Genomic DNA, 25,625 nt, shown 5'->3' with positions numbered 1-25,625 from the left:
CGGCGTGCCCGTGCTCGCGCCGCCCGAAGTTCCCCTCCGATGCGACGTGATCGAGTAGGCCCGCCTGTGATGTGTCGTCCGGCGACGCGCCGTTCCCGTGTCCATCCGGATTCCAACTCCTTTCCATGGTCACCCGTGGACGCCGTCGGGATACTCGGAGAGGCACGTGCGACGGACCGGGAGCTGTGGGCGGAGGAGGTGAGCACCGCATGCAAGTGGCGAAGCTGAAGGTGACATCACCTGCCGGGAAGGTACGCGTGTACGTCCTGGACGGTGACCAGTTCACCGTCGGCCGCACGGCACCTGACCACGAGCCGGACATCGTGCTCGCGCCCGATCCGCAGGGCTGGATCAGCCGGTTGCACTGCATCCTGGATCTGGAGCACGGCCAGTGGTGGGTCACCGACCACGCCAGGAACGGCACGCTGCTGCAGAGCGACGTCCCGGGCTGCGAGGTCCGGCCGGTGCGCGGCCGGGAGCTGCTGAAGCATGGCGACACCCTGCTGGTCCTCGGGGACATGGTGGGCGACGACGAACAGCTCTACTGGCGGCTGACGTACGTGGACGCGCACGCGACGCGGCCCGCGCCCCGTCGGCTCGACACGTCAGGACAGGACACGTCCCGGCCCGGCCTCCGCTACGACGTGGTGGGCAGCCGGGTGTACCGGACCGACGGGGACAAGGAGACCCTCATCGAGGGCCTGCGCCCCAAGGGGCACCAGCTGCTGCGGCACATGGTGGCGCGCAGCAGCGGTCTGCCGGGCGTCGAGGCGGTGGCCTGCGACCACGACGAACTGATCACCGCGCTGTGGAGGCCCCGGGAGGAGTGGCCGCTCGGCCGCAGTTACGACAGGACGGACCTCGCGGGTGTGGTGCGCGCGGTCCGCCGGTGCATCGAGCCGGATCCGGCGCGCCCCCGGATCCTGGAGACCGTTCCGACCATCGGGTACCGGCTGTACGTGTATCCGGAGGCCCCGGCGGAGGGGCGGAAGCACGAGCGGCCATAAGGGGCTGTCGGACGACAGCACAGCGAACTGGGCACGGGCCAACGGGGACTGCGGACGGCGAGGCATCGGATGACGGGGGACGCGACCGGCGTGGAGGGATCCTTGTTGATCCGCGGGCAGCGGGTCAACGCGGGACTCGTCGTGGATCGCAGGCTGGGCGAGGGCGCCTTCGCCGAGGTGTACCGGGTCCGCCACCACATTCTCGGGTGGCAGGCGCTGAAGCTCTTCAAACACGTGGCCTCGCTGGAGGCGACCTCCAGGATGCTCGACGAGGCACGCATCCTCTCGACTCTGGGACACCCCAACATCATCCGGGTGTTCGACGCGGGAACCGTACAGACGTCCGAGGGCATGCGCGGCTACATCACCATGGAGTACGTGGCGGGCGGCAGTCTGGAACGGCTGGTCGCCTCGCACTCCGGCATGGTGCCGGTCGGTGAGGTCACGGCCGTGCTGCGGCAGGCCGCCGAAGGGCTCGCCGTCGCCCACGAGCGGCAGCACCCCATCGTGCACCGCGATCTGTCGCTGGCCAACCTGCTCATCACCTACGACGAGTCGGGGCTGCGGGTGAAGGTGAGCGACTTCGGGCTGGCCAAGGAGACCGACCCGGGCACGATGGCGGCCAGCGCCCAAGGGACGGTCGCCTACATGCCACCGGAGGTGCTGCGCCGCGGCAAGGGCTACTCGTGCGCCGGCGATGTCTGGGCACTGGGCACCATCGCGTACTTCCTGCTCACCAATCACTTCCCGTACAACGGCGGCGATCCGGTGCAGTCCTTCTCCCTGGAGCGGTTCAACCGCCCGCTGCTGCCGCCCAGTGCCTTCAACGACGACGTCGGTCCCGAACTGGACCGGCAGGTCACGGACATGCTGCGGATCGACCCGGACGACAGGCCCGCCACCGCCCGCGAGGTCGCCGAGCGAGCCGCGGCCCTGCGCCCGTCCACGGGAGTGAGCCGGCCACGACACGGTCCTCCGGTGGTGGAGGGGTCGGTCGAGGGGCTGATTCAGGCAGCCATCGCGCTCTCCCGGGTGCCCGGACGACTGGCGGACGCCGCGAACCAGTTGGAGGAGGCCATCAGCCGCCACCCCCGGATCCGGGAACGACACATGGCGCGGCTCATGACGTGGCGCAGGGGAGTGGTCATGTGAACGGCCCGACGCGGGAGAGACGGATGCGTGAGCAGCGAACGTACGGGGGACCGATGGATGAGACAACGGCGGGTGCCGGCGCGCGTGAGCCGGCTCCCGGACGCGGCACCGGGGACCTGCCCCGCTTCGCGGATCTGGCCGGTGTACGGCTGTACCGCAGGAACGCCTTCGCCGTGACCGGACTCCCGGCGAACGCGCAGGGGCGTGCGGTACGGCAGCACAGGCAGCGGCTGGAGGCCCGGCTGGCGATCGAGGACACCTGGCCGGGAGAGGCGGACTCGCCCCTCGTGGGCGGGCACCGCAAGGACGAGGTTCGCGCCGCGTTCGAGGAGTTCCAGGACCCACGACGGCGGCTGGTGGACGAGTTGCTGTGGCGGTGGGGGGAGGCGGACCTGGGGTGCGAATGCCCCGGGACGGTGCACGAGGAGCACGACCAGGCGGTGCGTTTCCACGCCATGGCGCTGGAGGCGGAGGACGGACGCATCGAGGCCACCGAGGAGGGGCGGGACACGCTCTGGAGGGGCGCGGCGAGCACCTGGGGCACGCTGCTGGAGCGCCCGGAGTTCCGGGATCACATCGCCCACCGGATCAGGGCACTCGACGACCCGAGGCTCCGCAACCACTCGGCGGACTACTTCCTGGCCGGGATTCCCCGGCTGCTCGTGTCCCCGTTGACGGAAATCGCCTCCGGACCGGGCTTCGCACCGCGGCTGGCCCGGGTGTGCGCGGGCTGGGCGGAGTACGAACCGTTCTCGGATCTCTTCTCCGAATTGTTCGAGGAGACCGTGGACGAAACGGAGCGAACGATCAACGACGGCCTGCGGTCGGCGGAGGACAAACGGGAAGCGGGGCAGTACGGGGACGCCGTCGTGATCCTGCGGGAAAAGGTCCTCGCCGATTACCACCGGCTCGATTCCTTCCGGGAGTTCGTCTCGGAATGGCGACATGAGCAGGTCGCGCATTCGGTCGCCGTCGCACTGAACAACCTGGCGGTGGCACTGCAACACCATCACATGGTCAAACCGCCGACTGCCAAGCAGCGGAAGACGGTGGTCGAGCTCGCGGAGAAGGCATACGAAATCGCCCCGGACCGCGACGCGGAAGGGATCAAGGAGAACTGGAGCATCATCTATGACCAGTTCACGGGCTCCGGACATCCCGCGGTCGCCAGGGGGTTCCCGTGGAAGAAAGCGGTTCTCATCCTCGGCGGCGCGATCTTCGTGGTGGTCATGTCGGGGGTCCTCTGGGGACCGGCCGTGGCCGTCGGCATCGCGGTGGGCCTCTTTTACATGATCGGCAGTGCGTGGTGAAGCGAAAGCAGAAGGAGAACGAGATGACTCCCCACGTCCGCCGCCGAGTACGCGACGCGCTCGCCCAGTTGAGGCACCCGCCCGAGTTCCGTGTCCCCCCGCCGTTCCTGGAGCCGGCCCAGGCCGAATGGGTCACGGCCGTGCTCGCCGAGGCCGAGGCCGCCGAGGCCCTCGCGGCCCAGGCACGTACCCCGGACGGCGCCGGTCGCGACGCGCTGCTCGGTGCCGCCATCGGCATCTGGCGCGCCCTGCGCAAGCTCGACAAGGGCGGCGGCACCGGCACCCTGTCGGCGGCCGATCTGCGGCAGGTGCGCCGCCAGGTCCAAACGAGCCGCCAGGCGCTCGCCGACGACGGACTGGAGATCCAGGAGCACGACGGCATGGCGTTCGACTCCGGCCTGTCACTGGAGGTCCTGGTGTTCCAGGACGAGCCGGGACTGACCCGCGAGGTGGTGCTGGAGACCGTACGGCCGTCCGTCTACCTCCACGGCGAACGGATCCAGATGGGCCAGGTCATCGTCGGCAGGCCCGCGCCCGAGCAGACCCCCGGCACGTGAACGATCAAGGAGACCACGGCGATGCGCGAGACCATTGACTTCGGAATCGACCTCGGCACCACCAACAGCGCCATCGCGGTGGCGGAGGACGACGGCGTACGCGTCATCAAGAACAACGACGGGTGGGACTACACACCGTCCGCCGTGTGGAGCCCCAAGGAGGGCGTGATCCACGTGGGCCGGCGGGCCCGGGAGCGGACGGAGATCGATCCGGACGACGCCTACGCCGAGTTCAAGCTGGAAATGGGGGTGGCGGGCGCCCATCGCCGGTTCGGCCGCGCGGGAATCTCGCTCAGCCCCGAGCAACTCTCCGCCGAGGTGCTCAAGTCGCTGCGCCAGGACGTCGCGCACGAGTACGGATACCAGCCGGAGGCGGCCGTGATCACCGTCCCCGCCTCCTTCGCCCTGAACCAGAACAACGCCACCGGTGAGGCCGCGGCCCTCGCCGGGCTCGGCGAGCACTGCCCACTGGTGCAGGAGCCGACCGCCGCGGCGATCGCGTACGGTGTGCAGGACGCCTCCGACTCCGCCCACTGGATGGTGTTCGACCTGGGCGGCGGCACCTTCGACGCCGCCGTGATGAGCAAGCGCGACGGCGAACTCCAGCTGATCCAGCACGCCGGTGACCCGTACCTCGGCGGAAAGCTCATCGACTGGGCCCTCGTCGACGACCTGCTGGCCCCCGCGGCCCGGCGCGATCTAGGGCTGCCCGATTTCACCCGGAACAACCCCCGGTGGCGGAAGAACTTCGCGAAGCTCAAACTGGAGGCGGAGAACGCCAAGATCGCGCTGTCCCGCTCCGCCGCGATGGATATCTCCCTCGACCTCGATGACGGCAACGGCGGCACGGAACCCTTCGAATACACCCTGACCCGGGGCGCCCTCGACGACCTGGCGCTGCCGTTCTACACCCGCGCCATCCGGCTCTGCCGCGACGCGCTGGCCGAGAGCTCGCTGCGCCCCGACCACATCGACCGGCTGCTCCTGGTCGGCGGGGCGACCCTCAGCCCCGGACTGCGCGAACTGCTCGCCGACCCCGTCGAAGGGCCCGGCATCCTCCTCGACCACAGCCAGGACCCCACCACAGTGGTCGCGCGCGGCGCCGCCGTGTTCGCCCGTACGGTCCGGCTGCCGAGGAAGCCGCAGAAGGCGGCGCCGGGCGAGTTCACGGTCGAACTCAACTATTCCGCGCAGTCCGTCGACACCACCGACATCCCGGTCTCGGGCAGGGTGAACAGCGGCAGCACCGTGGACTGGAGTCGGTTCGCCGTCACCCTGAGCAACCCGGAGGGCCGCCCGCCGTTTCGCGGACCGCGCACCGAACTCAGCCCGGACGGCGGCTTCTACACCGAAGTGACCATCGACGCCGACACCAAGTCCCGCTTCACCGTGGAGCTCACCGACGCCTCCGGCACCCGGCAGAAACTGGACGGGGACTCCTTCTCCATCACCCACGTGGCGGTCGTCCCCGGCGACGCGGTGCTCACCGGCACCCTCGGCATCGGCAAGGCCGACGGCACCTTCGACCCGATGCTCCGCAAGGGCACGGCGCTGCCGGCCATGGTGACCAAGACCTACCGGACGACCATCGCGCTGCGCCGGTCCGAACCGGACGCCGTCATCCGTATCCCCCTGCTGGAAGGGGAGCGCGGGCGCGCCGACCGCAACACCCGGGTCGGGCTGCTGGAGATCCGTCCGCGGGACGTCCGGATCGACCTGCCCGCGCAGAGCGAGGTCGAGGTGACCTTCGAGATCCAGGCGAGCAACCGGGAGGTCCTGGTCACCGCCGACATCCCGCTGGTGAACCAGCAGTTCGAAGCGACGATCAACCGCTCCGAGCTGCTGGCACCCGAACACGGAGAGCTCGCGGACCGCCTGCACGACCTGGAGCAGCGGGTGCGCGGCCTGCAGGACCAGGCCGAGGAGGTGCACTCGGAACAGGCGCGGGCACAGTTGGAGGACCTCTCGGAGCAGAAGACCCTCCCCCAGCTGCGTAAGGAGGTGGACGCCGCGGCCGTCGACACGGGCGCCGCCGTCACCAGCGACCGTCGCATCCGCGACCTGGAGGCCCAGCTCGACGACATCGAGGAGGCGATCGAGATTCCCGGACTCCAGCGTGAGCTGTGGGATCTGCTGAGCGCCTGCGAGGACACCATCGGGCAGGTCGGCGGCGGTCCGTCCGACCGGCGGGAGCTGCAGAACCTGCGCGATCGCGCCAGTTCGCTCGGCGATGACGCCAGCACGGCGGACCTGCGGCGGCTCGTCAAGCGGGCCGGGGAGTTGCACATCGAGCTGCTGCGCCGCACCGACCAGTGGGAGTATCTGGTTTTCAACGCCCTGGTGGACCTGCGCGACGAGATGATGTCCCGCGCTCAGGCGGACGCCGCGATCCTGGAGGGCAGGAATGCCGTCGCCGCCGGGAACCGCAGGGCCCTCGCCGGGGTCAACGAGCGGCTGCGCCGACTGTTGCCGCCGGGGGTCGCGGATGAGGTCGAGAGGAAGACCGGCGGTGTCAACTAGGCTGCGAAACGAGGAGTTGAAGGTGCCCGATTCCCGAATCCCGACCGGGGTCCGGTCCGACGCGGCGCCGTTCGTCGGCCCGGGGGCCGACGGTACGGAACAGAGCGGGACGGCGTTCGGTGGTGCCGGGTCCGGCGGTACGTCGTCCGGCAGCCGGTCGGAGTCCGGTGATACGGCCCCCGCCGGGAGCTCGCGCGTCGGGCTGCTCGTCTCGCGCGCACGGGCGATGGCCCGCTCCGGTGACCTGGACGGTGCCCTGCGGCTGCTGAACGGCGCCGACGATCCCGAGGTCGGCGGAGACCGGGACGTACTCGACCTGTTGGCCCGCGTACACGCCCAGCGGGGCGAGCTGGCCGAGGCGGCGGCGTGCTGGCGGCGCGTCCAGGAGCAGCACCCGCGAGAACCGGCGGCAGCGGCGGGGCTGGCGCGGATCGAGCGGCTCGGCCGCCGAGGACCGCGGGCGGCGCTCACCCGGTACCGCGCCCGTACGGCACTGGCCGTCGCGGTGTGCGCGGTGGCCGCCGTCACGGTGGGAACGGTCGTCCTCATCGACGGCGCCGACGGGCAGTCCGCGCGGCCGGGTCCCTCGCAGGCCGACCGGGTGGAACAGCTCGCCCAGCGTCTCGACGCCGATCGCAGAGCAGAACAGGCACGGGAGCAGGACCGCGAGACGGCCCGCCGATCGGAGGCGGCCGACGCGCTGGCCCGCGCGCTGCGCGCTCCGGGGCTGCGCCCGGTGGTCCGCGGGGACTCCGTGGAGGTCGCCTTCACGGACGGGCTCTACTCCGAGGGAACCCAGCTGACCCCGACCGGCGCCGAGCGGCTCGCCGTTCTCGGCGAGCACCTGGCCGGGCGGGAGGCGCGCATCGAGATCTACGGTCAGGCCGCCACCGTCCCCGGGGCCCCGCGGAGCGGCGGTTCCGTCGTGTCCCTCTGGCGCGCGCTCATCGCCGCCCGCGAGCTCAGCGCCGCGAGCGGCAAGCCCCTCACTGCGTTCACCACCGCCAGCGCGGACCAGCACGACGCGCCGTACGCGAGCGCGGCGAAGAACCGGACGGTCACCGTGGTGATCACGCCCGGGTAGGAACCCGTACACCCCGGACCGCCCCGTCGCGCTCGCGGTGCGGCTCGTCGGGACACGGGCAGCGACAGAAAACCGCCCCCGGCCTGCTTTCGCAGGCCGGGGGCGGTTTTCTGTGGCGGTGGCGGAGGGACGTGGCCGACTCGGCAACAGCGGCACCACGTCGAGCATGCTGTCGGTCCGGTCCACACGCTCAACACGAGCCCGGCCGTGGGGCAGGGCTCAACCCACCTGTTTCACCTGGATGACCTTGTATTCTTTGCCGCCGATGATTTTCGTCTTCACGCCCACCTGCTCGAACTTGCCGCCGCGCGGGATGAGGACCTCCGACTCCTTTGGCGAATAGCGGGACAAGGGGTCGATGTTGCGGCCGTTGTCCGTAATGACCTCCATCACGACATTCTCGCCCTTCCGGCCATTGGCCTTCGCGTTTTCGGCGGCGCGGTCGGCCTTTGCCGGGTCGCTGGACGTGCTGAGGTACTCGGGCATCTCGACCTGCTCACCGTTGGCGAACCTCTCCATCAACTCGTCCGGCATGAACGTACCCCGGTAGAACGTCCCCTCGACCGGCGGCAGGTGCTCCAGAGCACGGTCCATTTTCTCGATGAACTCCGGGACCCGCCCCGCACGGAGACCCGAGATCGGCTGACCACGTAGGTACTTGTTCGCGTCCTCGGCCCACGGGCCGGTGTAGTCGGCGATGATGAGCGCGTCCTCGGCGGTGAGATCCTCTGTCAGCGGGTTCTCGTCGGCCTTCTTCTCGACCTCTTCCGACCAATTCTTCCTGTCGCCATTGCGGTACTTCGGGACACCGTCCAGCGCGGTCATCGGGTTTGGGCGCTCGGGGCAACTTCCCCCGTCCGGCCCCGGCTCGGGCTCGCGCTCCGAGGCGGGCTCGGGCTCCGGCCTCGGCTCGTCAGTGAGTCCAAGAGCGTTGCTGAGCCTGTTCTCCGCGTCTTGGTACGTATCGACACCAGCGATAGAGAATCCGGATAGCGACTGCACCAGGTCCATCGCGGAAGCGCTTCCGGGGTCGGCTGCGAGCGTGACGCCGCTGACGACAACACGCGTACGAACCGCGGCCGAGGCAAGCGTGTAGCGCCCATCGCCGGCTGCGCCGGTGGTCACCGGTCCGAAGAAGGCGACCTTGGTGCCGTCCCGGCAGTCCTTCTTGCCGTCGTCGTTGTCGTTGTCGTCCTTGTCGTCGTCGTTGTCCTCATCGGTGTCGTCGTCCTTATTGTCGTCGTTCTTGCCGCCGCTGCTCCCGCCCGAGCCACCGCCGTCGGAACCGCCGGTGCCTGTTTCCGTGCAGCTCTGGGTGATGCCCCAGGGGGCCATGACGGGATTGCACTCGACGCCGCCACTCGACCCGCCGCCGTCGGAGCCGCCGCCGTCCGAGCCGCCCCCGTCGGACCCGCCGCCGTCCGAGCCGCCCCCGTCGGACCCGCCCCCGTCGGACCCGCCCCCGTCGGACCCGCCCCCGTCGGACCCGCCCCCGTCGGAACCGCCGGTGCCTGTTTCCGTGCAGCTCTGCATGATGCCCCAGGGGGCCATGACCGGATTGCACTCGACGCCGCCACTCGACCCACCGCCGTCGGAGCCGCCATCGGAACCACCGCCGTCCGAACCCCCGTCGGAGCCACCGCCGTTGGAGCCGCCGCCGTCCGACCCGCCGCCATCGGAACCACCCCCGTCCGAGCCGCCACCGTCGGACCCGCCGTCGGAGCCGCCGCCGTCCGAACCGCCGCCGTCCGACCCGCCGTCGGAGCCGCCCCCGTCCGAACCGCCGCCATCGGACCCACCGTCCGAACCGCCGCCGTCGGAACCGCCGGTGCCTGTTTCCGTGCAGCTCTGGGTGATGCCCCAGGGGGCCATGACGGGATTGCACTCGACGCCGCCACTCGACCCGCCGCTGTCGGACCCGCCGTCGGACCCGCCGCTGTCGGACCCGCCGTCGGACCCGCCGCTGTCGGACCCGCCGTCGGACCCGCCGCTGTCGGACCCGCCGTCGGAACCGCCGCTGTCGGACCCGCCGTCGGAACCGCCGCTGTCGGAACCGCCGCTGTCGGACCCGCCGTCGGAACCGCCGCTGTCGGACCCGCCGTCGGAACCGCCGCTGTCGGACCCGCCGTCGGAACCGCCGCTGTCGGACCCGCCGCCGTCGGAACCACCGCCCGAGCCGCCGCCGTCGGAACCACCGCCCGAGTCACCGCCACCGCTGTCGCCGCCGCCGGAGTTGCCGCCGCCGGAGTTGCCGCCGCCGGAGTCGCCGCCACCGTTGTCTCCCCCGCCCGACTCGCCGCCGCCCCCGGCGACCGTGTCGCTCTCGCAGTCGCCGCCGAGGATGGTGCAGACCGCTGTCTGGAGACCGCCGGCGAGCTGGGTTCCCACGCCACTGAGCACAAGCGTGCCGATGATCAGGGCGACCAGACCGACCATGCCCACGTACTCGACCGTCGACTGACCGCGGTTCCGGCGCCACCCGATCACATGCGGAATCGACGGGACCGCGACCCGACGCAACCGCTCGCGCGTCCAACGCGGCCTCACAGCCCGCTGTTCCGCAGGCCGTTCGAACCAGGCACGGCTGGCACCCGCACTGAGCAGCGCCACCAGCGCACCCGGCAGCAGCAGCTGGCTGAGCCCCCGCTCCGACCCCCCGTACAGATTGACGATGCTGCCGACCAGCAGCCACGCCTGGAGAGCGATCAACGCGAACCAGACGACTTTCCCACCAGTCCACAAACGCCGCGCCAGGACCACGGCGGCGATCCCCGGCGCCACCGCGTACAACGCCAGCAAAGTGAGCGTCGGCGTGACACGGCTGCCCAGCTCCAGCAACGAGTCCAGCACGCCGACGCCGCCCAGCAGCGTGAGACCGAACATCAGATACAGCAGAACCCGGGTCACTGCGAGTGATCTCGGCAACTCCCAACGATGCGTGGGTATGCCGGCCTGAAACGCCAGGCCCTGTGAGTCCGACACGGGGAAACCCTTCCAGCGAACTGCTCAAAATGTCCGGCCCAGGCGTCCAGCCGTGGCACGTATGTCGGCACAGTACGTACGCCCAAGACCCATTCCAAGGGCCCACGGACCCACCTCGGGCCCACGCCGGGACCGCGCCGCGCCTCAGCAGTTCTCCCTCTCCCCGAACGACATTGAGTGACCGAACAGAGCGGGCTTTAGCCGCACTTGGTTGGCGGCAAGACGTCGAGGCATTGATCGGTGATCATGGTTGCGTGGTGGGCGCGTATCGGCCGATGTGATTGCTGAACTCATCGCCGAGGTAGGCCCGTTGTGGACCGAACGGCATCAGGCCAGGCGTCTTCTTCGGGCCGCGAAGGCGGGCCGTGGACGTCGACGTGAAGCACCGACTGGTGTTCCTCGACCGGCTCCTGACCACTCTCATCCGACCGCCGAGCGTTTCCCAGAGCTCCGGGGCGGCGACCCAGCACGGACGGCGGGGTGGGCCGCACCCGGCCCGGCGGGAGCGAGCCTTCGTAAGCGGGGACCTCTCGCGAGGACGCAAGCACTACTTCCAAGGGGGCCATCGCAGCTGGAATGTCTGCGGTACGTCAGCGGCCACTCAGTTCTCCCCACTGGCGGCCAGCAGTTCTCGCCTGGTTGGTGTCTCCAGGGGCTGGGATCAGCGACGAGCCGGCTCGGGTGAGCTTGGTGATCACGGCCCGCGGCATGCTACGGCGGGCCGAACGGGGCCAGCCGGTAAGGGGCCGGACCAACCCCGCGTGCGTGGGGACCACGGGAGCTGACCCGGGGATTTACGTGGCTCGGTGCCTGGGGTTACTTGCTTTCGCAAATTCCGGCATTAGGTACTTCTTTGCTTCTAAGGGGTGTGTGGAACGCGCGTCTTCGCTGGCTGCCAGAGTACTTTTCGCGTCGCCTGATGGCGTGGCGTGGGGGCTATGAGGGCGTGGTCGGTTGATCAGCGGCGGAGATTGGTCACCCGGTGCTACGCGTAAAGGGTGATCGCGGGCTCATGCTCCACTCGACTGGAGGGTGCCGGTACAGCAGTCCGTGGAGATTGCAGAGCTCTGGAGATTTTTTTCGCGCCTTGATCTCGTCCTCGCCGATGCCTCCAGGTCCCGGCAGACCGACGGGCATCTGCCGCCGCCAGGGGGGCGGTGCGTCTGCCGTGCTCCCGTCGCGGCATGTTGCGGAAGCGGCAGACCAAAACCGTCCCGGGCCTGTTTTCCTGGGTCGGGGCGACTTATTGGTCCAGTTTGGCCGGCGCCGCTCACGGTGGATCCGGACACGGACAAGCTCATCAGCCAGGGCGCGCACTTCTTGGGGCTGACCAAGAAGATCTCATCGCCGAGGCGGTACGGGCCTATCTGGAGCAGCGCTGTGAGGAGCCCCGGGTCGGCATGGTTGAGGCGCTTCAGGTGCTGGACGGTTCGCAGGAGCCGGAAGTGACGCTGCTGACCGAGCTGACCGCGAGCAGTTCTCCGGAGATGGTCCAAGCATGGGCGGATCCCCTCCGTCGATGACCAGGTCTGTTCATGGCGAAGGCGCGACGGTGGCGTGGCGCGGTTTGGATCGATGCGGATCTGCCGTGGCTGGTTTGCCCTGGGCCGACGCGAGGACGGCACGGATGGCGGCTTCTCCGTAGGTGCCGACCGTTTTCGGCGGAGGTGGAAGAACCGGCTGCGGGGGCTGAGGGATCCGCGGGGCCGGATCCCTCCATGGGAGGGCGTAGCCGCATGGTGCGTGGGCCAGTTGTGCTCTTGCCCTCGGCCCTTGCGTGCCGCACGCAAAACACCCTCCCGACCGCGTTTCTGCGGATCAGGAGGGTGTGAGAGCGGTAGCGGAGGGATTTGAACCCTCGGTGAGTTTCCCCACACTCGCTTTCGAGGCGAGCTCCTTCGGCCGCTCGGACACGCTACCGAGAGAGAGCTTAGCCCAAGGTGGGTCGTGCTCCGAAATCGATATCCCAAGTGCTTCCCGAAGGCCGCCGGATGGCTGCCGGCCGGCGGCCCGGCGGCTGCTCGACGACCGGTCAGCGGTCCCGGAAGAACGACGTCAGCAGCTCGGAGCACTCCTCCGCGAGAACGCCGTGGATCACCTCGGGCCGGTGATTGAGCCGCCGGTCCCGTACGACATCCCAGAGCGAGCCGGCCGCTCCCGCCTTCTCGTCGAGTGCGCCGAACACCACCCGGTCCACCCGGGACTGGACTATCGCGCCCGCGCACATCGTGCACGGCTCCAGGGTCACCACCAGCGTGCAATCCGTGAGCCGCCAGGCTCCGAGCTTCCCGGCGGCCCTGCGGATCGCCAGGATCTCCGCATGCGCCGTCGGGTCGCCCGTGGCCTCGCGTTCGTTGTGGCCCGCGGCGAGCACCGTGCCGTCCGGGGACAGCACGACGGCGCCGACCGGCACGTCACCGGAGGAGGCGGCCCGTGCCGCCTCCTCCAGGGCAAGGCGCATGGCCGCTCGCCACGGTGCGCGTACCGGGTCGGGCGCGGGGTCGTGCTGGATCACTTGGGCCTGCCTCAGCGGACGGTCTCCAGTACCTCGGCGGCACCCAGAGCCTCCGCGATCTCAGCCATCGCGTCGGAATCCAGCGCCAGCAGATCGGCCTCGGACAGGCCGAGGTCGGTGAGAATCTCGCGGTCGCCGACGGCTCCCACGGGCAGGGTCTCCCCGTCCTTCAGGGGGATGTCCTCTTCCTCCTCGTCGTTCTCGTCCGGTTCGCCGTCCTCCGTACCGTCGAGGTCCAGCGTGTCCAAGTCGTCGGCCGGGTCGTCATCGTCCCTGCCGAGCAGTTCATCAATGAGGATCTCCCCGTACGAGGAGCGCGCGGCCGCGGCCGCGTCGGAGACGTAGATGCGAGGGTCTTCCTCGCCTTCCACGCGGAGAATGCCGAACCAGGCATCCTCCTGCTCGATAAACACGAGCACCGTGTCCTCGTCCACCGAGGCTTCGCGGGCCAAGTCGGTCAGATCCGACAAGGTCTCCACATCGTCGAGCTCTGTGTCGCTCGCTTCCCACCCGTCTTCGGTGCGCGCGAGCAGTGCGGCGAAGTACACCGTGACTCTCCCACTGGTCAGAGGTGTGACGATCCGGCGGTGCGCTGATCTGCCCCGCCCACTCGGAATCGTGGCAGAAACGAACGCTTCGCGAGAGGTCTTCCACCGTTGCGTCGTCGGGCCATTTTATTAGGCCCCTGTTCGGCCCCGGGCGCCGGATGCCTCCCATGAGCATGCGGGACGAAGGCACGGTACGTCGCGCGCCGGGCGCGGCTACCGGTCGGTCACCACCGGAACGTACGCATCCGCATCTGCTGGCGCATGCGCGCGGCGCGGGCCTGGCGGGGTTTCACGCGCTCGCGCAGGGCCTTGGCCTCGTTCAGCTCCCGCAGGAACTGCGCGCGCCGCCGACGGCGCTCCGCCTCGCTCTCCTGAGCGTCTGCCGGGGGCTCCGCCCCGGCCTCGTCCCGGCTCTCCGCCCCAGCCCTGTCCCGGCTCTCCGCCCGAGCCGCTTCCCGGGCCTCTGCCTCGGCGGGCGCCTCGGCGGGTGCCTCGGCCCCGACCTGGTCGGGGCGCTGATCCCGGCCTTCCCGATCCTCGTCCGGCATGGATGCGTCACCACCTCAGGCTGCGTGCCCGGCTCCGCGGTCGTACCGGGGCCTTCTGACACATTCCCTCGTCGGCGGGGGTTGATGCCGACCGGGCGGTGGCAGCGCGTACAGCCTTGGCCCCCGGTTACTGTGGTCGCCATGCGGATTCATGTCGTCGACCACCCGCTGGTGGCGCACAAACTCACCACGCTGCGCGATCGGCGCACCGACTCCCCGACCTTCAGGCGCCTCGCCGACGAGCTGGTCACCCTGCTCGCGTACGAGGCCACCCGGGACGTACGGACAGAACAGGTCGACATCCAGACACCGGTGACGGGCACGACGGGCGTGAAGCTCTCGTATCCCCGCCCGCTGGTGGTCCCGATCCTTCGGGCCGGCCTCGGCATGCTGGACGGCATGGTGCGGCTGCTGCCGACGGCGGAGGTGGGCTTCCTGGGGATGATCCGCGACGAGGAGACCCTTCAGGCGTCCACATACGCGAACCGTATGCCCGAGGACCTCTCGGGACGCCAGGTGTATGTGCTCGACCCGATGCTGGCGACCGGCGGCACGCTGGTCGCGGCGATCCGTGAGCTGATCAAGCGCGGCGCGGACGATGTGACCGCGGTCGTGCTGCTCGCGGCGCCCGAGGGTGTCGAGGTGATGGAGCGCGAGCTCGCGGGTACGCCGGTGACGGTCGTCACGGCGGCGGTCGACGAGCGCCTCAACGAGAACGGCTACATCGTCCCGGGTCTCGGCGACGCGGGCGACCGTATGTATGGGACGGCCGAGTAGGACATCCCTCTGGGGCCCGGTTCGCGCGGCAGGCGAACCGGGGCCCCACCGGAAGGAGCGGTCAGTTCTTCGGGGCCGCCCCCAGATCCCCGCAGGCGGGATCCGACGCGGTACTCGACACGGTGGCCAGGGCCTGGTCGGCCTCCTCCTGTACGTTCAGCTCCTTGAAGGCCGCGCCGAGGATCAGATCGAGATCCGGTGTCTTACGGGAGTCGGTCTTCGACGTGACCCCCTTCAGTTGGGCGCCGAGGACCACGAAGAATCCGTCCTCGGGCTTCGAGGCGCCGACCAGTATCCCGGTGCCCGGGACCTTCTTGTCGTACGAGGCCGGGGCGTTGCCCACCTTGCCGATGACGAAGCCGCGTTTCTTCAGCTCGTCGGCGGTGGTCTTGGCGAGTCCGCCTCGCGGAGTCGCGTTATAGACGTTGACCGTGATCTGGCCGGGCTTGGGAAGTGCCTTGACGGGCGCGGACGAGTGCTCGCAGCCTGGCTTCCGGGCGGCGGCGCTCTTCGTGCCGCCCCCCGTGAAGACATCGATGAGCTGTAGCGTTCCCCAGCCGGCCAGGCCGAGGGCAGCGACGGATGCGACGGCCACGAGCACGATCCTGCGGCGATGACGGGGGCGGCGCATGCGCGGGTACTTGGTGCCCGTAATGCGATACTTTCCACCCATGCCGGGGGGAGTCAGCATGCTCATGGCCGCAGCGTAGTGCGCTCCAGTGGTGTTTCCTACTAAATGATCAATGGGTTGAGCGGTCCGGGTGACGAAAGACCCCGAAGGGCTCAGTACCCGACAGGTCACCCCTGCCGCGGACTCCTCCGCGGACCCTGCCTGTACGGGCCGGGTCAGCCCAGATCGAGCTCCAGCACGCGCGCGTGCAGCACCTGGCGCTGCTGGAGCGCGGCGCGGACGGCGCGGTGCAGTCCGTCCTCCAGATAGAGATCGCCCTGCCACTTCACGACATGGGCGAAAAGGTCCCCGTAGAAGGTCGAGTCCTCGGCGAGCAGCGTCTCCAGGTCCAGTTGACCCTTCGTGGTCACGAGCTGATCGAGGCGGACCGGGCGCGGCGCGACATCCGCCCACTGCCGGGTGCTTTCCCGGCCGTGGTCGGGATACGGCCGCCCGTTACCGATGCGCTTGAAGATCACACGGAAAGCCTACCGGGCGAGCGGCTCCGGGCGCAGCCATGGTGACCGAGTGCAAAGGTCGCATTAGGTGGCAAATGGGGAGTGAAGCGTGAGTGGAACCCACTCGTCCGGTGCCCGTACCCCTCGGGAACGCGGCCGCCGGCCGCCGGACCGGGCCGCTGATTCGCTCGAAAGGGGTCCGGTGAGATGCGCGACAGCGCCTCACCCCGGCCACCCGTGCGTCGGACCCGTCAGACGGGCGGGGTCCCCGGCGGGGACTGCGGGCGCGGGTTCGGCGGCGGATGCGGTCCGGGATCGGGGGGTAATTTGGGGCCGCCCGGTTTCGCGTGCTTTCCACTGCTCATTCTGGTCTTGCGGTTCGAGAGCCCGAAGATTCCGAACGGCGGAAAGATGTCCACGCGCCTCGGGAAATTCGCCTCGGCGCATCTGAGGCACAGCAGGTCCATACAGTCGTCCTGGGTGGTGCGTGCCGCCTCCACGCTGTTTATCCAGCAGGATTCGCAGTACCAGCAGTCCGTTTTTGAAAGAAGCACGGTGGTCAAGGTTGCCCTGGGCATCAAGTCACCTTTCCGTGCGCCGCGTTCTGGTGCTCTCCGGGGGACACCCGAAAACAAACCGGCTCGTGCAATTCACCTGCTTCGGCGGGTAGTTTTTCCGCCCGGCGCAGCCGGAGCATAGTCGTGCCGAGGACCACGGCCTCCAATTCAGGGGGACGGTGTGTCATTGAGTTCGATTCCTTGTGCATTGTCGTCCTCGGGGCGATGCAACTACGTTGCACGGGACAAGGGTTGCGTTGCGCGGGGCGGGCGCACAACGTCGCACGCGTTCCAGTCGAGATCTGTCACATGACATGAGGGGAGCGGCCATGGGCCGACGCAACGCAGGAGGCGGGGAGAAAGGCGCCAGCACGGCCGATGTGTTCGGCGAAGTTCTCAAGCACTGCCGTGAGTCCATAGGTGTTACGCAAATAGCACTGGCTGGCGAAGTCCCCTGCGATCGCTCCTACGTTGCCCGTGTGGAAGCCGGAACACGTGTTCCTGACGAGAAATTCGCGGAGACGTGCGACATCGTGCTGCGTACCGGCGGTATCCTGCAGAAGCTCTGGCACAAGATCGACTGGTATCCGGAAGTGGACCATCCGGACTGGTTCAAGCGCCGTGCCGCCATGGACGCCGAGGCGACGGCGCTCCGTGAGTACCAGACCCAGATGATGCCGGGTCTGCTGCAGACCGAGGACTACGCCCGCGCGCTGCTCTCGCGCCGGGCCGGTGGGGATGAGCTGGAAAGGCGTGTTCGCGCGCGGCTCAGCAGACAACACCGGTTTCTCTCCCCGGAGGGGCCGCTTCTGCTCATGGTCCTGGACGAGAGCTGCATCCGGAACACCGTCGGAAGCGCGGCCGTCATGCGGGATCAGTGCGCACATCTGCTGCGCGTGGGAAAGCAGCCGAACATCCGTGTCCAAGTCGCCCCCGCGGGTGTCCCGGGTATTTGGCGTCCCAATACGTCCATGTCTCTGATCACCCTCTCGGATGGCCATGTCTGGGTGTACTCGGAATCGCTGGACCGCGGGCACTTCAGCGACGATCCGGCAGTTACCGGCCGTCATGCACAGACCTATGCTGTTCTGAGGGCGGATGCGCTGTCCGCCTCCGAGTCTGCCGCGTTGCTCAATGACGCGATGGAAGGGTACGGCCACCATGATGAATCGCGATTTCAGAGCGACAACGTGGGTAAAGAGCAGTTACAGCGGCGACAACAGCGGAAACTGCGTGGAAATAGGCACCGGTATCCCGGGCATTATCCCCGTACGTGACAGCAAGAATACCGAAGGCCCGGTCCTTGTGTTCAGCAGAGCCGTTTTCTCCACTTTCGTTTCCGGTGCCAGAACTGCCGCGCACCCCACCGCCTGAACGCGATGGGGTGCGCTCTGCTCGGGACGGGCCGCTACGCGGTGGGCGTGTGGCCGCGCGAGTGCGAAACAGTTTCGCTCTCGCCACCCTTGAGCGGGATCAGCGCCGCGTCGGCTGTCGCCACCGGCTTGGTCACCGAACTCAGATCGTGGGCGTAGGTGCCCACGGCGTTGGCGATCACCCCGATGTTAATGCCGAACGCCTTCATATTGATGTTCGAGAGGTCGTCGCAGGCCGAGTGATAGCACTTGTCGTACGCGATACCGGCCTCGCCGCCGTACTCCGTGGCCTGGGCCTCGGACTTGATGCCCTCGGCGCCGGTGAAGGTGCCGCCGGACGGGATGCCCGCGTCGATGAAGGGACCGTAGTCGGAGCGGCCGTCGAAGTCCGTGCCCTCGTGCGGAACGTTCCTGCTGTCGAGGAAGTCGGTGATGCCCTTCTCCAACTGGGCGGAGCCCCCGGGGCCGGGGCCCGCGCCCTCGCCGTCCGAGTCGTCGCCGTCGTACACGAACTGAGCGAAGTTCGGCGAGGCGATCATGTCGAAGTTGAGGTAGAGGGCGATGTTCGCGCGCTGCGTGGCGGTGAGGCCGTTGACGTACGCCTCGGCCCCGAGCAGGCCCAGCTCCTCCGCCGACCACCAGGCGAAGCGCACCTTGTTCGCCGGCTTGTCGTGTGTCTTGGCGAGCTTGAGGGCGACCTCCAACAGCCCGGCGGAACCGGAGCCGTTGTCGTTGATGCCGGCACCCTCGGTGACGGAGTCCAGGTGGGCGCCGAGCATCACGGTCCGGTCCGCCCTGCCGCCCTTGGTCTCGGCGACCACATTGCGGGTGGTGCGCTCCTCCTGGAGTTGGCGGATGTCCAGGGAGACCTTCACCGCGCCCTTGGCGGCCTCGGCGGCGAGCGCCTGGCCGTCGGCCTGCGTGATGCCGCCCGTGGGGATCTTCCCGGCGTCCGGGCCGCCGAGGGTTCCGCTGAGCGCGCCCTCGGTGTTGTTGTAGATGATCGCGGCGACCGCGCCGGCCGCCGCCGCCTCCTTCTGCTTCGCCGCGAAGTCGCAGCCGCCGCGCTGGATCAGCGCGATCTTGCCGGTGAAGGCGCCGGCGGCGTAGTCGGCGGGCTCGCAGCCGGTGGTCGCGTCGACCGGGACGGCGGCGAGGTCGGCCGCGATGCCGCCCTCCTTGGTGGACGTCGTGTACGACATGGCTGTGATCGTGACATCGCGCGGGGTCGGCGCGGTGACCGTGAGCTTCTCGGCGAGCGTCTCGATATAGGTGATGTCGAACGTGTCGTACGAGACCTGGTAACCGGCCCTCTTCAGCTGGCTGTACACATACGCGGCGGAGGCGTCATGGCCGAGCGTGCCCGCTGCCCTGTTGCCGTTGGCGGAGTCCGCGATGGCCTGGAACTTCTCCAGATGCCGGTACGCGTCGCCGGCCGATGCCTCGCGCACCAGCTTCCGGGAGAGCTTCGCCGCGTCCCTGGCGGCGTCCTCGGCCGGGTCGTGGGAGCGCGCGGAGGCGGGCGAGGCGGACAGCAGCAGAGGAGCGGCGAGCGCGGTGGTCGCCACGACTGCCAGGATTCTGCGGGAAGTTGCGTTCACAGGGGCTGGGATCCTTCCGGTGCGAACAAATGTGAGGGAAAGCTAGCCAGCGCCGCGCCGCCTGGGAACAGCTGTGTCGCAGTTCACGGTACGTATCGGGGTATCAGCCGCGGATCGGGCCCGGATCGGCCGGCGGTCAGTCGGTCCTGGGCGCTCGCGCCGGCTTCGCCGCCTTGGCCGCGCGCTTCGCCTCCTGTTTGAACGCCCGTACCTTGGCCAGCGATTCGGGTCCGGTGATGTCCGCCGCCGAGCGGTACGACCCCACGTCCCCGTAGGCGCCCGCGGCTTCGCGCCAGCCCTTGGGCCGTACTCCGTACTGCTTGCCCAGCAGCGCCAGGAAGATCTGGGCCTTCTGCTTGCCGAAGCCGGGCAGCGCGTTGAGCCGGTCCCGGACCTCCGTGCCGGTGGCGACGTCACGCCAGATCGCGGTGGGATCGCCGTCGTAGTGCTCGACGAGGTACTGGCAGAGTTGCTGGACGCGTCTGGCCATCGACCCCGGATAGCGGTGGACGGCGGGCTTGTCCATGAGCAGCGCGACGAACGCCTCGGGGTCGTACGCGGCGATCTCCCGCGCGTCGAGATCGTCGTGTCCCATGCGTACGGCGATGGTGTACGGGCCGGAGAACGCCCATTCCATCGGAACCTGTTGGTCAAGCAGCATGCCGACAAGCGCGGCCAGCGGGCTGCGGCCGAGCAGTTCGTCGGCCTCGGGCTGTTGTGCGAGCCGGATCGTGGTGCTCATTCAGCGATGATCACCCGGGCCGCGGCGTTGGGCGCCTACGCCACGCGCTTGCGGTGTGTTCATATGACTATTTTGTGGTCCGGATGGGCGAGTGGGGCGAGGGGTAGATCACGACGCAGGGGAAAACCACCGGAACTGTCGGGAAAGGCCGCTCGCCCGTGACACAGCCGTTTGAACTGCCGGATTTCTATATGGCTTATCCGGCCCGACTCAATCCGCACCTGGAGGAGGCCAGGGCGCACTCCAAGCGATGGGCCAGGGACATGGGAATGCTGGAGGGGTCGGGTGTCTGGGAGGAGTGCGACCTCGATTCCCATGACTATGCCCTGCTCTGCTCGTATACGCATCCGGACTGCGACGGTCCGGCGTTGTCGCTGGTCACGGAGTGGTACGTGTGGGTGTTCTTCTTCGACGACCACTTCCTGGAGGTCTACAAGCGGCCCCAGGACCGGGAGGGCGGCAAGGCGTATCTCGAACGGCTGGCCGCCTTCATGCCGATGGATCTCGCCGCCGGATTCCCGGAGGCGACCAATCCGGTCGAGGCGGGGCTGGCGGACCTCTGGGCCCGTACGGTCCCGAGCATGTCCATGGCGTGGCGGCAGCGGTTCGCGGAGTCCACGGAGAATCTCCTCAACGAGTCCGACTGGGAGCTCGCGAACATCAACGCGCACCGGATCGCGAATCCGGTCGAGTACATCGAGATGCGCCGCAAGGTCGGCGGAGCGCCCTGGTCCGCGGGGCTCATCGAGTACGCGGCGAGCGCCGAAGTGCCCGCGGTGATCGCCGGCTCACGTCCCCTGCGGGTTCTGAGGGACTCGTTCTCGGACGCTGTCCATCTGCGCAACGACCTGTTCTCCTACCAGCGGGAGATCGAGGAGGAGGGCGAGCTGAGCAATGGCGTGCTCGTCCTGGAGACGTTCCTCGGCTGTACGACACAGGAGGCGGCGGACGCCGTCAACGATCTGCTCACCTCGCGCATCCAGCAGTTCGAGAACACCGCGCTGACCGAGCTGGGGCCGCTCTTCGCCGAGAAGGCCCTGGATCCGCAGTCGTGCGCCGACACCCTCGCCTATGTGAAGGGGCTCCAGGACTGGCAGTCGGGCGGCCATGAGTGGCATATGCGCTCCAGCCGTTATATGAACGGTGCCGGTTCCGAGTCCGGTTCCGGCGCGGGCGGCGCGGCGGTCAGCGGGTCGGGTGGTGTGCCGGGCGGGGCGGGCGTGTCGTTCTCGATGGTGCCGGTCGGTCTCGGTACGGCCGCGGCCGATATCGCGAAGACGATCGGCGCGGGTGCGCCGGCGCGGGCGCGCAGCCATGGCCGTATCCCGTTCCAGCGGGTCGGTCCCGCCGTGCTGCCGGAGTTCCGGATGCCGTTCGGGCTGTCGATGAGCCCACATCTGGACCACTCGCGGGAGCACACCGTCGAGTGGGCCCATCGCATGGGGATCCTGAGGGGGCAGCCGGGAATCCCGGGCTCGGATGTCTGGGATGAGCGGCGGCTGCGCCGTATCGATCTGCCGCTCTGCGCGGCCGGTATCCATCCGGACGCCACGGCGGAGGGGCTCGACCTCACCTCGGACTGGCTGACGTGGGGGACGTACGGCGACGACTACTACCCGGTCGTCTACGGCAACGCGCGCGATGTGGCGGGCGCGAAGGCGTGCAATGACCGGCTGGCGCTGTTCATGCCGGTCGAGAGCCTCGAGACGCCGGTGCCCGCGACCGGGCTGGAACGGGGCCTGGCCGATCTGTGGGCCCGTACGGCGGGCCCGATGGGCCCGGAGGCACGCCGCGTCTTCCGCAAGTCCGTCGTCGACATGACCGACAGCTGGCTGTGGGAGCTGGCCAATCAGGTGCAGAACCGTATCCCCGACCCCGTCGACTACATCGAGATGCGCCGGCAGACCTTCGGCTCGGACATGACGATGAGTCTGTCGCGGTTGAGCCACGGCCGGGCGGTGCCGCCCGAGATCTACCGCTCGGGGCCGATGAAGTCCCTGGAGAACGCGGCCCAGGACTACGCGGTGCTGCTGAACGACGTCTTCTCGTACCAGAAGGAGATCGAGTTCGAGGGCGAGGTGCACAACGGCCTGCTCGTCGTGCAGAACTTCTTCAACTGCGACTACCCGACCGCCCTGGTCATCATCGACGACCTGATGAACTCGCGGATGAGCCAGTTCCAGCATGTCGTCGCCCACGAACTGCCCACGCTGTACGACGACTTCGACCTGGACGCGGACGCGCGCGGGGTGCTCGACGGCTATGTGAAGGAGCTGGAGAACTGGCTGTCCGGGATCCTCAACTGGCACCACGGCTGTAAGCGGTACAAGGAGGCCGAACTGCTGGAGGACCGGGCCGGTATCACCCGCCGGCTGCCACCCGTTCCGAGCGGGCTCGGCACCTCCGCGGCACGGATTCACCTACCTGGGTGGGAACCGACGCGATCTTTGCCCCAAATGGCGCAGTAACTCGCTTACGGGCGCGCCCGTTTGTCATCCGGTCGATGTGATCTTTACTGGATGGGGGCCGTGGGTGGCGAGCGGAAACGCAGTGTACGGGCGCACGGAGGCGCGAGGCCCGCGCGCGAGGGGGCGTGAGAAGAGACGGGAGGGGGTGGAGCCGCGGACGGCGGTGCTGGAGGCCGTCGCCGGATGGGTTCCGGGGGAGCCGGTCCCCAATGGGGCGTTGCCCGCGGAGTGGGAGGTGGATGACGCCTGGATCCGTAAGCGCACGGGCATCGCGGGCCGCCATCGGGCTGCGCCGGGGATGTCCACGGGGGACATCGCGTACGAGGCGGCGAGGCTGCTGGTCGCGGCGGCGCCCGGCCTCGCGGACGCGGGTGCGGGTGCCGACATGCTCGCGGGCGCGGGTGCGGCCTTGGTGGGGGCGGCTCCGATGGGTGCGGCCTCTGTAGGGGCGGCTCCGGTGCGGGTGGGCGCCGCGCGCGGGGTGGACGCCGTGGTGCTGGCCACGGCGACGCCGGACCATCTCTGTCCCGGCACGGCGCCGGCGCTGGCGGCCCGGCTGGGGTTGGGCACGGTACCCGCGTTCGATATCGGCGCGGTGTGCAGCGGCTTTGTCTACGGTCTCGCCGTCTGCCATGGCCTGGTGGTCTCCGGGCTCTATGAACGGGTGCTCCTGGTGGGCGCCGATGTGTACTCGACCTGGCTGGACCCCCGGGACCGCTCCTCGGGAGTGGTGTTCGGCGACGGCGCCGGAGCGGCGCTGATCGGTGCGGGCGAAGCCGGGGACCCGGGCGAGCTGCTCGCCTTCGATCTGGGCAGTGACGGCACGGGATACGACCTGATCACCGTGCCGGGCGGCGGAGCGCGGTCGAGGTCGGTGCCGGAAGCGGCCGCCGAGGGCGACGAGTTCTTCCGGATGCGGGGGCGGGCGGTCTATCAGCACGCGGTCGAGCGGATGACCGGTTCGTGCCGCTCCCTGCTGCGCACGGTGGGCTGGGACGCCGCCGAGGTCGACCATTTCGTACCGCACCAGGCCAACGCCCGGATCCTGCGGGCCGTCGCCCAACGGGTGGGGATCGACGGCCGGCGCTGTGTCACCCATCTCGACCGGGTGGGCAATACCGGCGCGGCCTCCATCCCTCTCGCCCTGGCGGACGCGGACGCGCGGGGACGTTTCCTCACGGGCGACCGCATGCTGCTGACCGCCTTCGGCGGCGGCCTCACCTGGGGCACGGTGGCGCTGCGCTGGCCCGCGACGACTACGTCCGCGACAACCACGTCCGCGACGACCACGCCTGCGACGACAACGTCCGGGGCCGCACGGCCCGAGAACTCACGGGCCACGGCCCTCGACGGAAGGAATGGATCATGACGCCGACGGCTGAGCGGGGACGCGGGCAGGAGAGCGGGACGGTCGCGGTGACCGGGCTCGGGGTGGTGACTCCCGCCGGCCACGATGAACAGTCCTTCTGGGAAGGGCTGTGCGCGGGGCGGTCGGTGGCCAGGCAGCGCCCGGAACTGGCCGGTATGCCGGTCGACTTCGCCTGCGCGGTCGAGGGCATCGATCTCGACGCCGTGATCGGCGGGCGGTCGGTCTGGCGGATGGCGCGGTTCGTGAAGCTGGCGCTGATCGCGGCCCGCCAGGCCGTGGCGGACGCCGGACTCGACCCCGTGAGCTGGGACGGCGGCCGGGTGGGCGTGGTGCTGGGGGTGGGGGTCGGGGGTGTCTCCGTACTCGTCGACAACGCGCTGAAGCTCCAGACGGACGGTCCGCAGGCGGTCTCCCCCGTACTGGTACCGATGATGATCCCCAACGCGGCGGCGGGAGAGGTCGCCATCGCGCTCAAGGCCCGGGGGCCGAGCCTGGCCCCGGCGACCGCCTGTGCCTCGGGGGCCACCGCGATCGCCGTGGCCCGCGATCTGCTGACGAGCGGCCAGTGCGATGTGGTGGTGGCCGGGGGCGCCGAGTCCGTACTGACCCCGCTGGTGGTGACGGCCTTCGCGCGGATGGGCGCGCTGTCGACACGTACCGGCGATCCGGGCGGGGCGTCCCGGCCGTTCGCGTCGGACCGCGACGGGTTCGTGATCGGCGAGGGCGCCGCCATGGTCATCCTGGAACGGGAGGCGGACGCGCGGGCCCGGGGTCGTGCGCCGCGCGCGCTGCTGGCCGGCGCGGGCGCCAGTACGGACGCGCACCACCCGACGGCGCCCGCGCCGGACGGGCGGTGGGCCCAGGTGGCGGTGGAGGCGGCGCTGCGGGACGCGGGCTGGAGCCCGTACGACGTCGAGCACGTCAACGCGCACGGCACGTCGACACCGCTCAACGACACGATGGAGGCGACACTGATCGACCGGGTCTACCCGCACCGGCCGCCGGTCACGGCGCCGAAGGGGGTGGTCGGGCACACGCTGGCGGCGGCGGGGGCGATCGAGGCGGTGGCGACGGTGCTGACCCTCGAACATGGCGTGATTCCGCCGATCGCCAACGTGGACGCGCCCGCTGTCGAGTTCGACCTCGACTGTGTGACGAAGGAACCCCGGCGGCAGTGGGTGGAGACAGCGGTCAGCCACTCGTTCGGGTTCGGCGGGCACAACGTGGCGCTGGCGTTTCGGCGGGCCTGACGACAGGTCACATCAGGGAGCTGATCGTACGAATGTCCCATGGTTCTGCGGGTGGGAGAGTCGTTTCTTCGCCATTGATTGATCGTTATACCGGCGTGAGTATAAATATCAACGCCGTGGCCGTGAACACGGTGAAT

21 protein-coding genes and 1 tRNA gene are annotated in these 25,625 nt (G+C 69.4%); 13 read left to right on the top strand and 9 right to left on the bottom strand.

Annotated features, from left to right (window positions below; all coding sequences use genetic code 11):
- Window positions 1-209 precede the first annotated feature (209 nt).
- From ACIRQP_RS24050 to ACIRQP_RS24025, 6 genes are all read left to right on the top strand, one after another.
- Window positions 210-1,007 carry an FHA domain-containing protein gene (locus ACIRQP_RS24050; RefSeq protein WP_403893178.1) on the top strand — a complete coding sequence of 266 codons (798 nt, stop codon included), beginning with the start codon at window positions 210-212 and terminating at the stop codon, window positions 1,005-1,007.
- Window positions 1,008-1,109: 102 nt separating this feature from the next.
- Window positions 1,110-2,159, top strand: a complete 1,050-nt coding sequence (locus ACIRQP_RS24045; protein ID WP_403893177.1) for a serine/threonine-protein kinase — start codon at window positions 1,110-1,112, stop codon at window positions 2,157-2,159.
- A gap of 53 nt (window positions 2,160-2,212) precedes the next feature.
- Window positions 2,213-3,469: a hypothetical protein gene (locus ACIRQP_RS24040; protein ID WP_403893176.1), complete on the top strand. Its 1,257-nt coding sequence runs from the start codon at window positions 2,213-2,215 to the stop codon at window positions 3,467-3,469.
- Between the two features lie 23 nt (window positions 3,470-3,492).
- Entirely contained in the window at window positions 3,493-4,026 is a 534-nt protein-coding gene (locus ACIRQP_RS24035) for a hypothetical protein (RefSeq protein WP_403893175.1), read from the top strand.
- Between the two features lie 21 nt (window positions 4,027-4,047).
- Window positions 4,048-6,546, top strand: a complete 2,499-nt coding sequence (locus ACIRQP_RS24030; protein WP_403893174.1) for an Hsp70 family protein — start codon at window positions 4,048-4,050, stop codon at window positions 6,544-6,546.
- A 22-nt stretch (window positions 6,547-6,568) separates the two neighbouring features.
- Entirely contained in the window at window positions 6,569-7,630 is a 1,062-nt protein-coding gene (locus ACIRQP_RS24025) for a tetratricopeptide repeat protein (protein ID WP_403893173.1), read from the top strand.
- 219 nt (window positions 7,631-7,849) lie between these two features.
- On the opposite strand, the gene ACIRQP_RS24020 is transcribed toward ACIRQP_RS24025, so the two are convergent.
- Entirely contained in the window at window positions 7,850-10,555 is a 2,706-nt protein-coding gene (locus tag ACIRQP_RS24020; protein WP_403893172.1) for an ADP-ribosyltransferase, read from the bottom strand.
- Between the two features lie 1,457 nt (window positions 10,556-12,012).
- Between ACIRQP_RS24020 and ACIRQP_RS24015 the strand changes: the two genes are divergently transcribed.
- Window positions 12,013-12,135 carry a hypothetical protein gene (locus ACIRQP_RS24015; RefSeq protein ID WP_403893171.1) on the top strand — a complete coding sequence of 41 codons (123 nt, stop codon included), beginning with the start codon at window positions 12,013-12,015 and terminating at the stop codon, window positions 12,133-12,135.
- 312 nt (window positions 12,136-12,447) lie between these two features.
- Here ACIRQP_RS24015 and ACIRQP_RS24010 read toward each other — a convergent pair.
- From ACIRQP_RS24010 to ACIRQP_RS23995, 4 genes are all read right to left on the bottom strand, one after another.
- Window positions 12,448-12,532, bottom strand: a tRNA-Ser gene (locus ACIRQP_RS24010).
- Between the two features lie 112 nt (window positions 12,533-12,644).
- Window positions 12,645-13,073, bottom strand: a complete 429-nt coding sequence (gene tadA / locus ACIRQP_RS24005; protein ID WP_403893212.1) for a tRNA adenosine(34) deaminase TadA — start codon at window positions 13,071-13,073, stop codon at window positions 12,645-12,647.
- Between the two features lie 65 nt (window positions 13,074-13,138).
- Window positions 13,139-13,675 (bottom strand): hypothetical protein, encoded by a 537-nt coding sequence (locus tag ACIRQP_RS24000; RefSeq protein ID WP_403893170.1) that lies wholly within the window; start codon window positions 13,673-13,675, stop codon window positions 13,139-13,141.
- 224 nt (window positions 13,676-13,899) lie between these two features.
- Entirely contained in the window at window positions 13,900-14,223 is a 324-nt protein-coding gene (locus ACIRQP_RS23995; protein WP_403893169.1) for a hypothetical protein, read from the bottom strand.
- Window positions 14,224-14,364: 141 nt separating this feature from the next.
- Between ACIRQP_RS23995 and upp the strand changes: the two genes are divergently transcribed.
- The gene (gene upp, locus ACIRQP_RS23990; RefSeq protein WP_030349959.1) at window positions 14,365-15,000 is read left to right on the top strand and encodes a uracil phosphoribosyltransferase; all 636 of its coding nucleotides are present in this window, start codon (window positions 14,365-14,367) and stop codon (window positions 14,998-15,000) included.
- Window positions 15,001-15,061: 61 nt separating this feature from the next.
- Here the strand turns inward: upp and ACIRQP_RS23985 are convergent, their stop codons facing one another.
- Window positions 15,062-15,697: a LytR C-terminal domain-containing protein gene (locus ACIRQP_RS23985; protein ID WP_403893168.1), complete on the bottom strand. Its 636-nt coding sequence runs from the start codon at window positions 15,695-15,697 to the stop codon at window positions 15,062-15,064.
- Window positions 15,698-15,846: 149 nt separating this feature from the next.
- Complete coding sequence (locus ACIRQP_RS23980) at window positions 15,847-16,149, bottom strand: type II toxin-antitoxin system VapB family antitoxin (RefSeq protein ID WP_023540426.1); 303 nt, start codon at window positions 16,147-16,149, stop codon at window positions 15,847-15,849.
- 865 nt (window positions 16,150-17,014) lie between these two features.
- Here ACIRQP_RS23980 and ACIRQP_RS23975 point away from each other — a divergent pair.
- A complete protein-coding gene (locus ACIRQP_RS23975; RefSeq protein WP_403893167.1) occupies window positions 17,015-17,962 on the top strand; it encodes a Scr1 family TA system antitoxin-like transcriptional regulator in 948 nt (315 codons plus the stop codon).
- The gene (locus tag ACIRQP_RS23970) at window positions 17,919-18,059 is read left to right on the top strand and encodes a DUF397 domain-containing protein (protein WP_240045375.1); all 141 of its coding nucleotides are present in this window, start codon (window positions 17,919-17,921) and stop codon (window positions 18,057-18,059) included. Before ACIRQP_RS23975 ends, ACIRQP_RS23970 begins: the two co-directional genes overlap by 44 nt.
- A 34-nt stretch (window positions 18,060-18,093) precedes the next feature.
- On the opposite strand, the gene ACIRQP_RS23965 is transcribed toward ACIRQP_RS23970, so the two are convergent.
- Window positions 18,094-19,635, bottom strand: coding sequence for a M28 family peptidase (locus ACIRQP_RS23965; RefSeq protein ID WP_403893211.1), 1,542 nt, complete (start codon window positions 19,633-19,635; stop codon window positions 18,094-18,096).
- 160 nt (window positions 19,636-19,795) lie between these two features.
- Window positions 19,796-20,401, bottom strand: a complete 606-nt coding sequence (locus tag ACIRQP_RS23960) for an HhH-GPD-type base excision DNA repair protein (protein WP_403893166.1) — start codon at window positions 20,399-20,401, stop codon at window positions 19,796-19,798.
- 158 nt (window positions 20,402-20,559) lie between these two features.
- Here ACIRQP_RS23960 and ACIRQP_RS23955 point away from each other — a divergent pair, with 158 nt between their 5' ends.
- The 3 genes from ACIRQP_RS23955 to ACIRQP_RS23945 all read left to right on the top strand — a co-directional run bounded on the left by ACIRQP_RS23955 (window position 20,560) and on the right by ACIRQP_RS23945 (window position 25,488).
- Window positions 20,560-22,869 carry a germacradienol/geosmin synthase gene (locus ACIRQP_RS23955; protein WP_403893165.1) on the top strand — a complete coding sequence of 770 codons (2,310 nt, stop codon included), beginning with the start codon at window positions 20,560-20,562 and terminating at the stop codon, window positions 22,867-22,869.
- Window positions 22,870-23,032: 163 nt separating this feature from the next.
- On the top strand, window positions 23,033-24,238 hold the full coding sequence (locus ACIRQP_RS23950; RefSeq protein ID WP_403893210.1) for a beta-ketoacyl-ACP synthase 3: 1,206 nt from the start codon (window positions 23,033-23,035) through the stop codon (window positions 24,236-24,238).
- Complete coding sequence (locus ACIRQP_RS23945; protein ID WP_403893164.1) at window positions 24,235-25,488, top strand: beta-ketoacyl-[acyl-carrier-protein] synthase family protein; 1,254 nt, start codon at window positions 24,235-24,237, stop codon at window positions 25,486-25,488. Before ACIRQP_RS23950 ends, ACIRQP_RS23945 begins: the two co-directional genes overlap by 4 nt.
- The last annotated feature ends 137 nt before the right edge of the window (window positions 25,489-25,625 follow it).

The organism is Streptomyces sp. NPDC102274, from assembly GCF_044766385.1.
In the GTDB taxonomy this organism is placed as follows: Bacteria; Actinomycetota; Actinomycetes; order Streptomycetales; family Streptomycetaceae; genus Streptomyces.
Note: the sequence above shows the minus strand (reverse complement) of the source record. Positions and strands in the feature narration are given on the sequence as shown.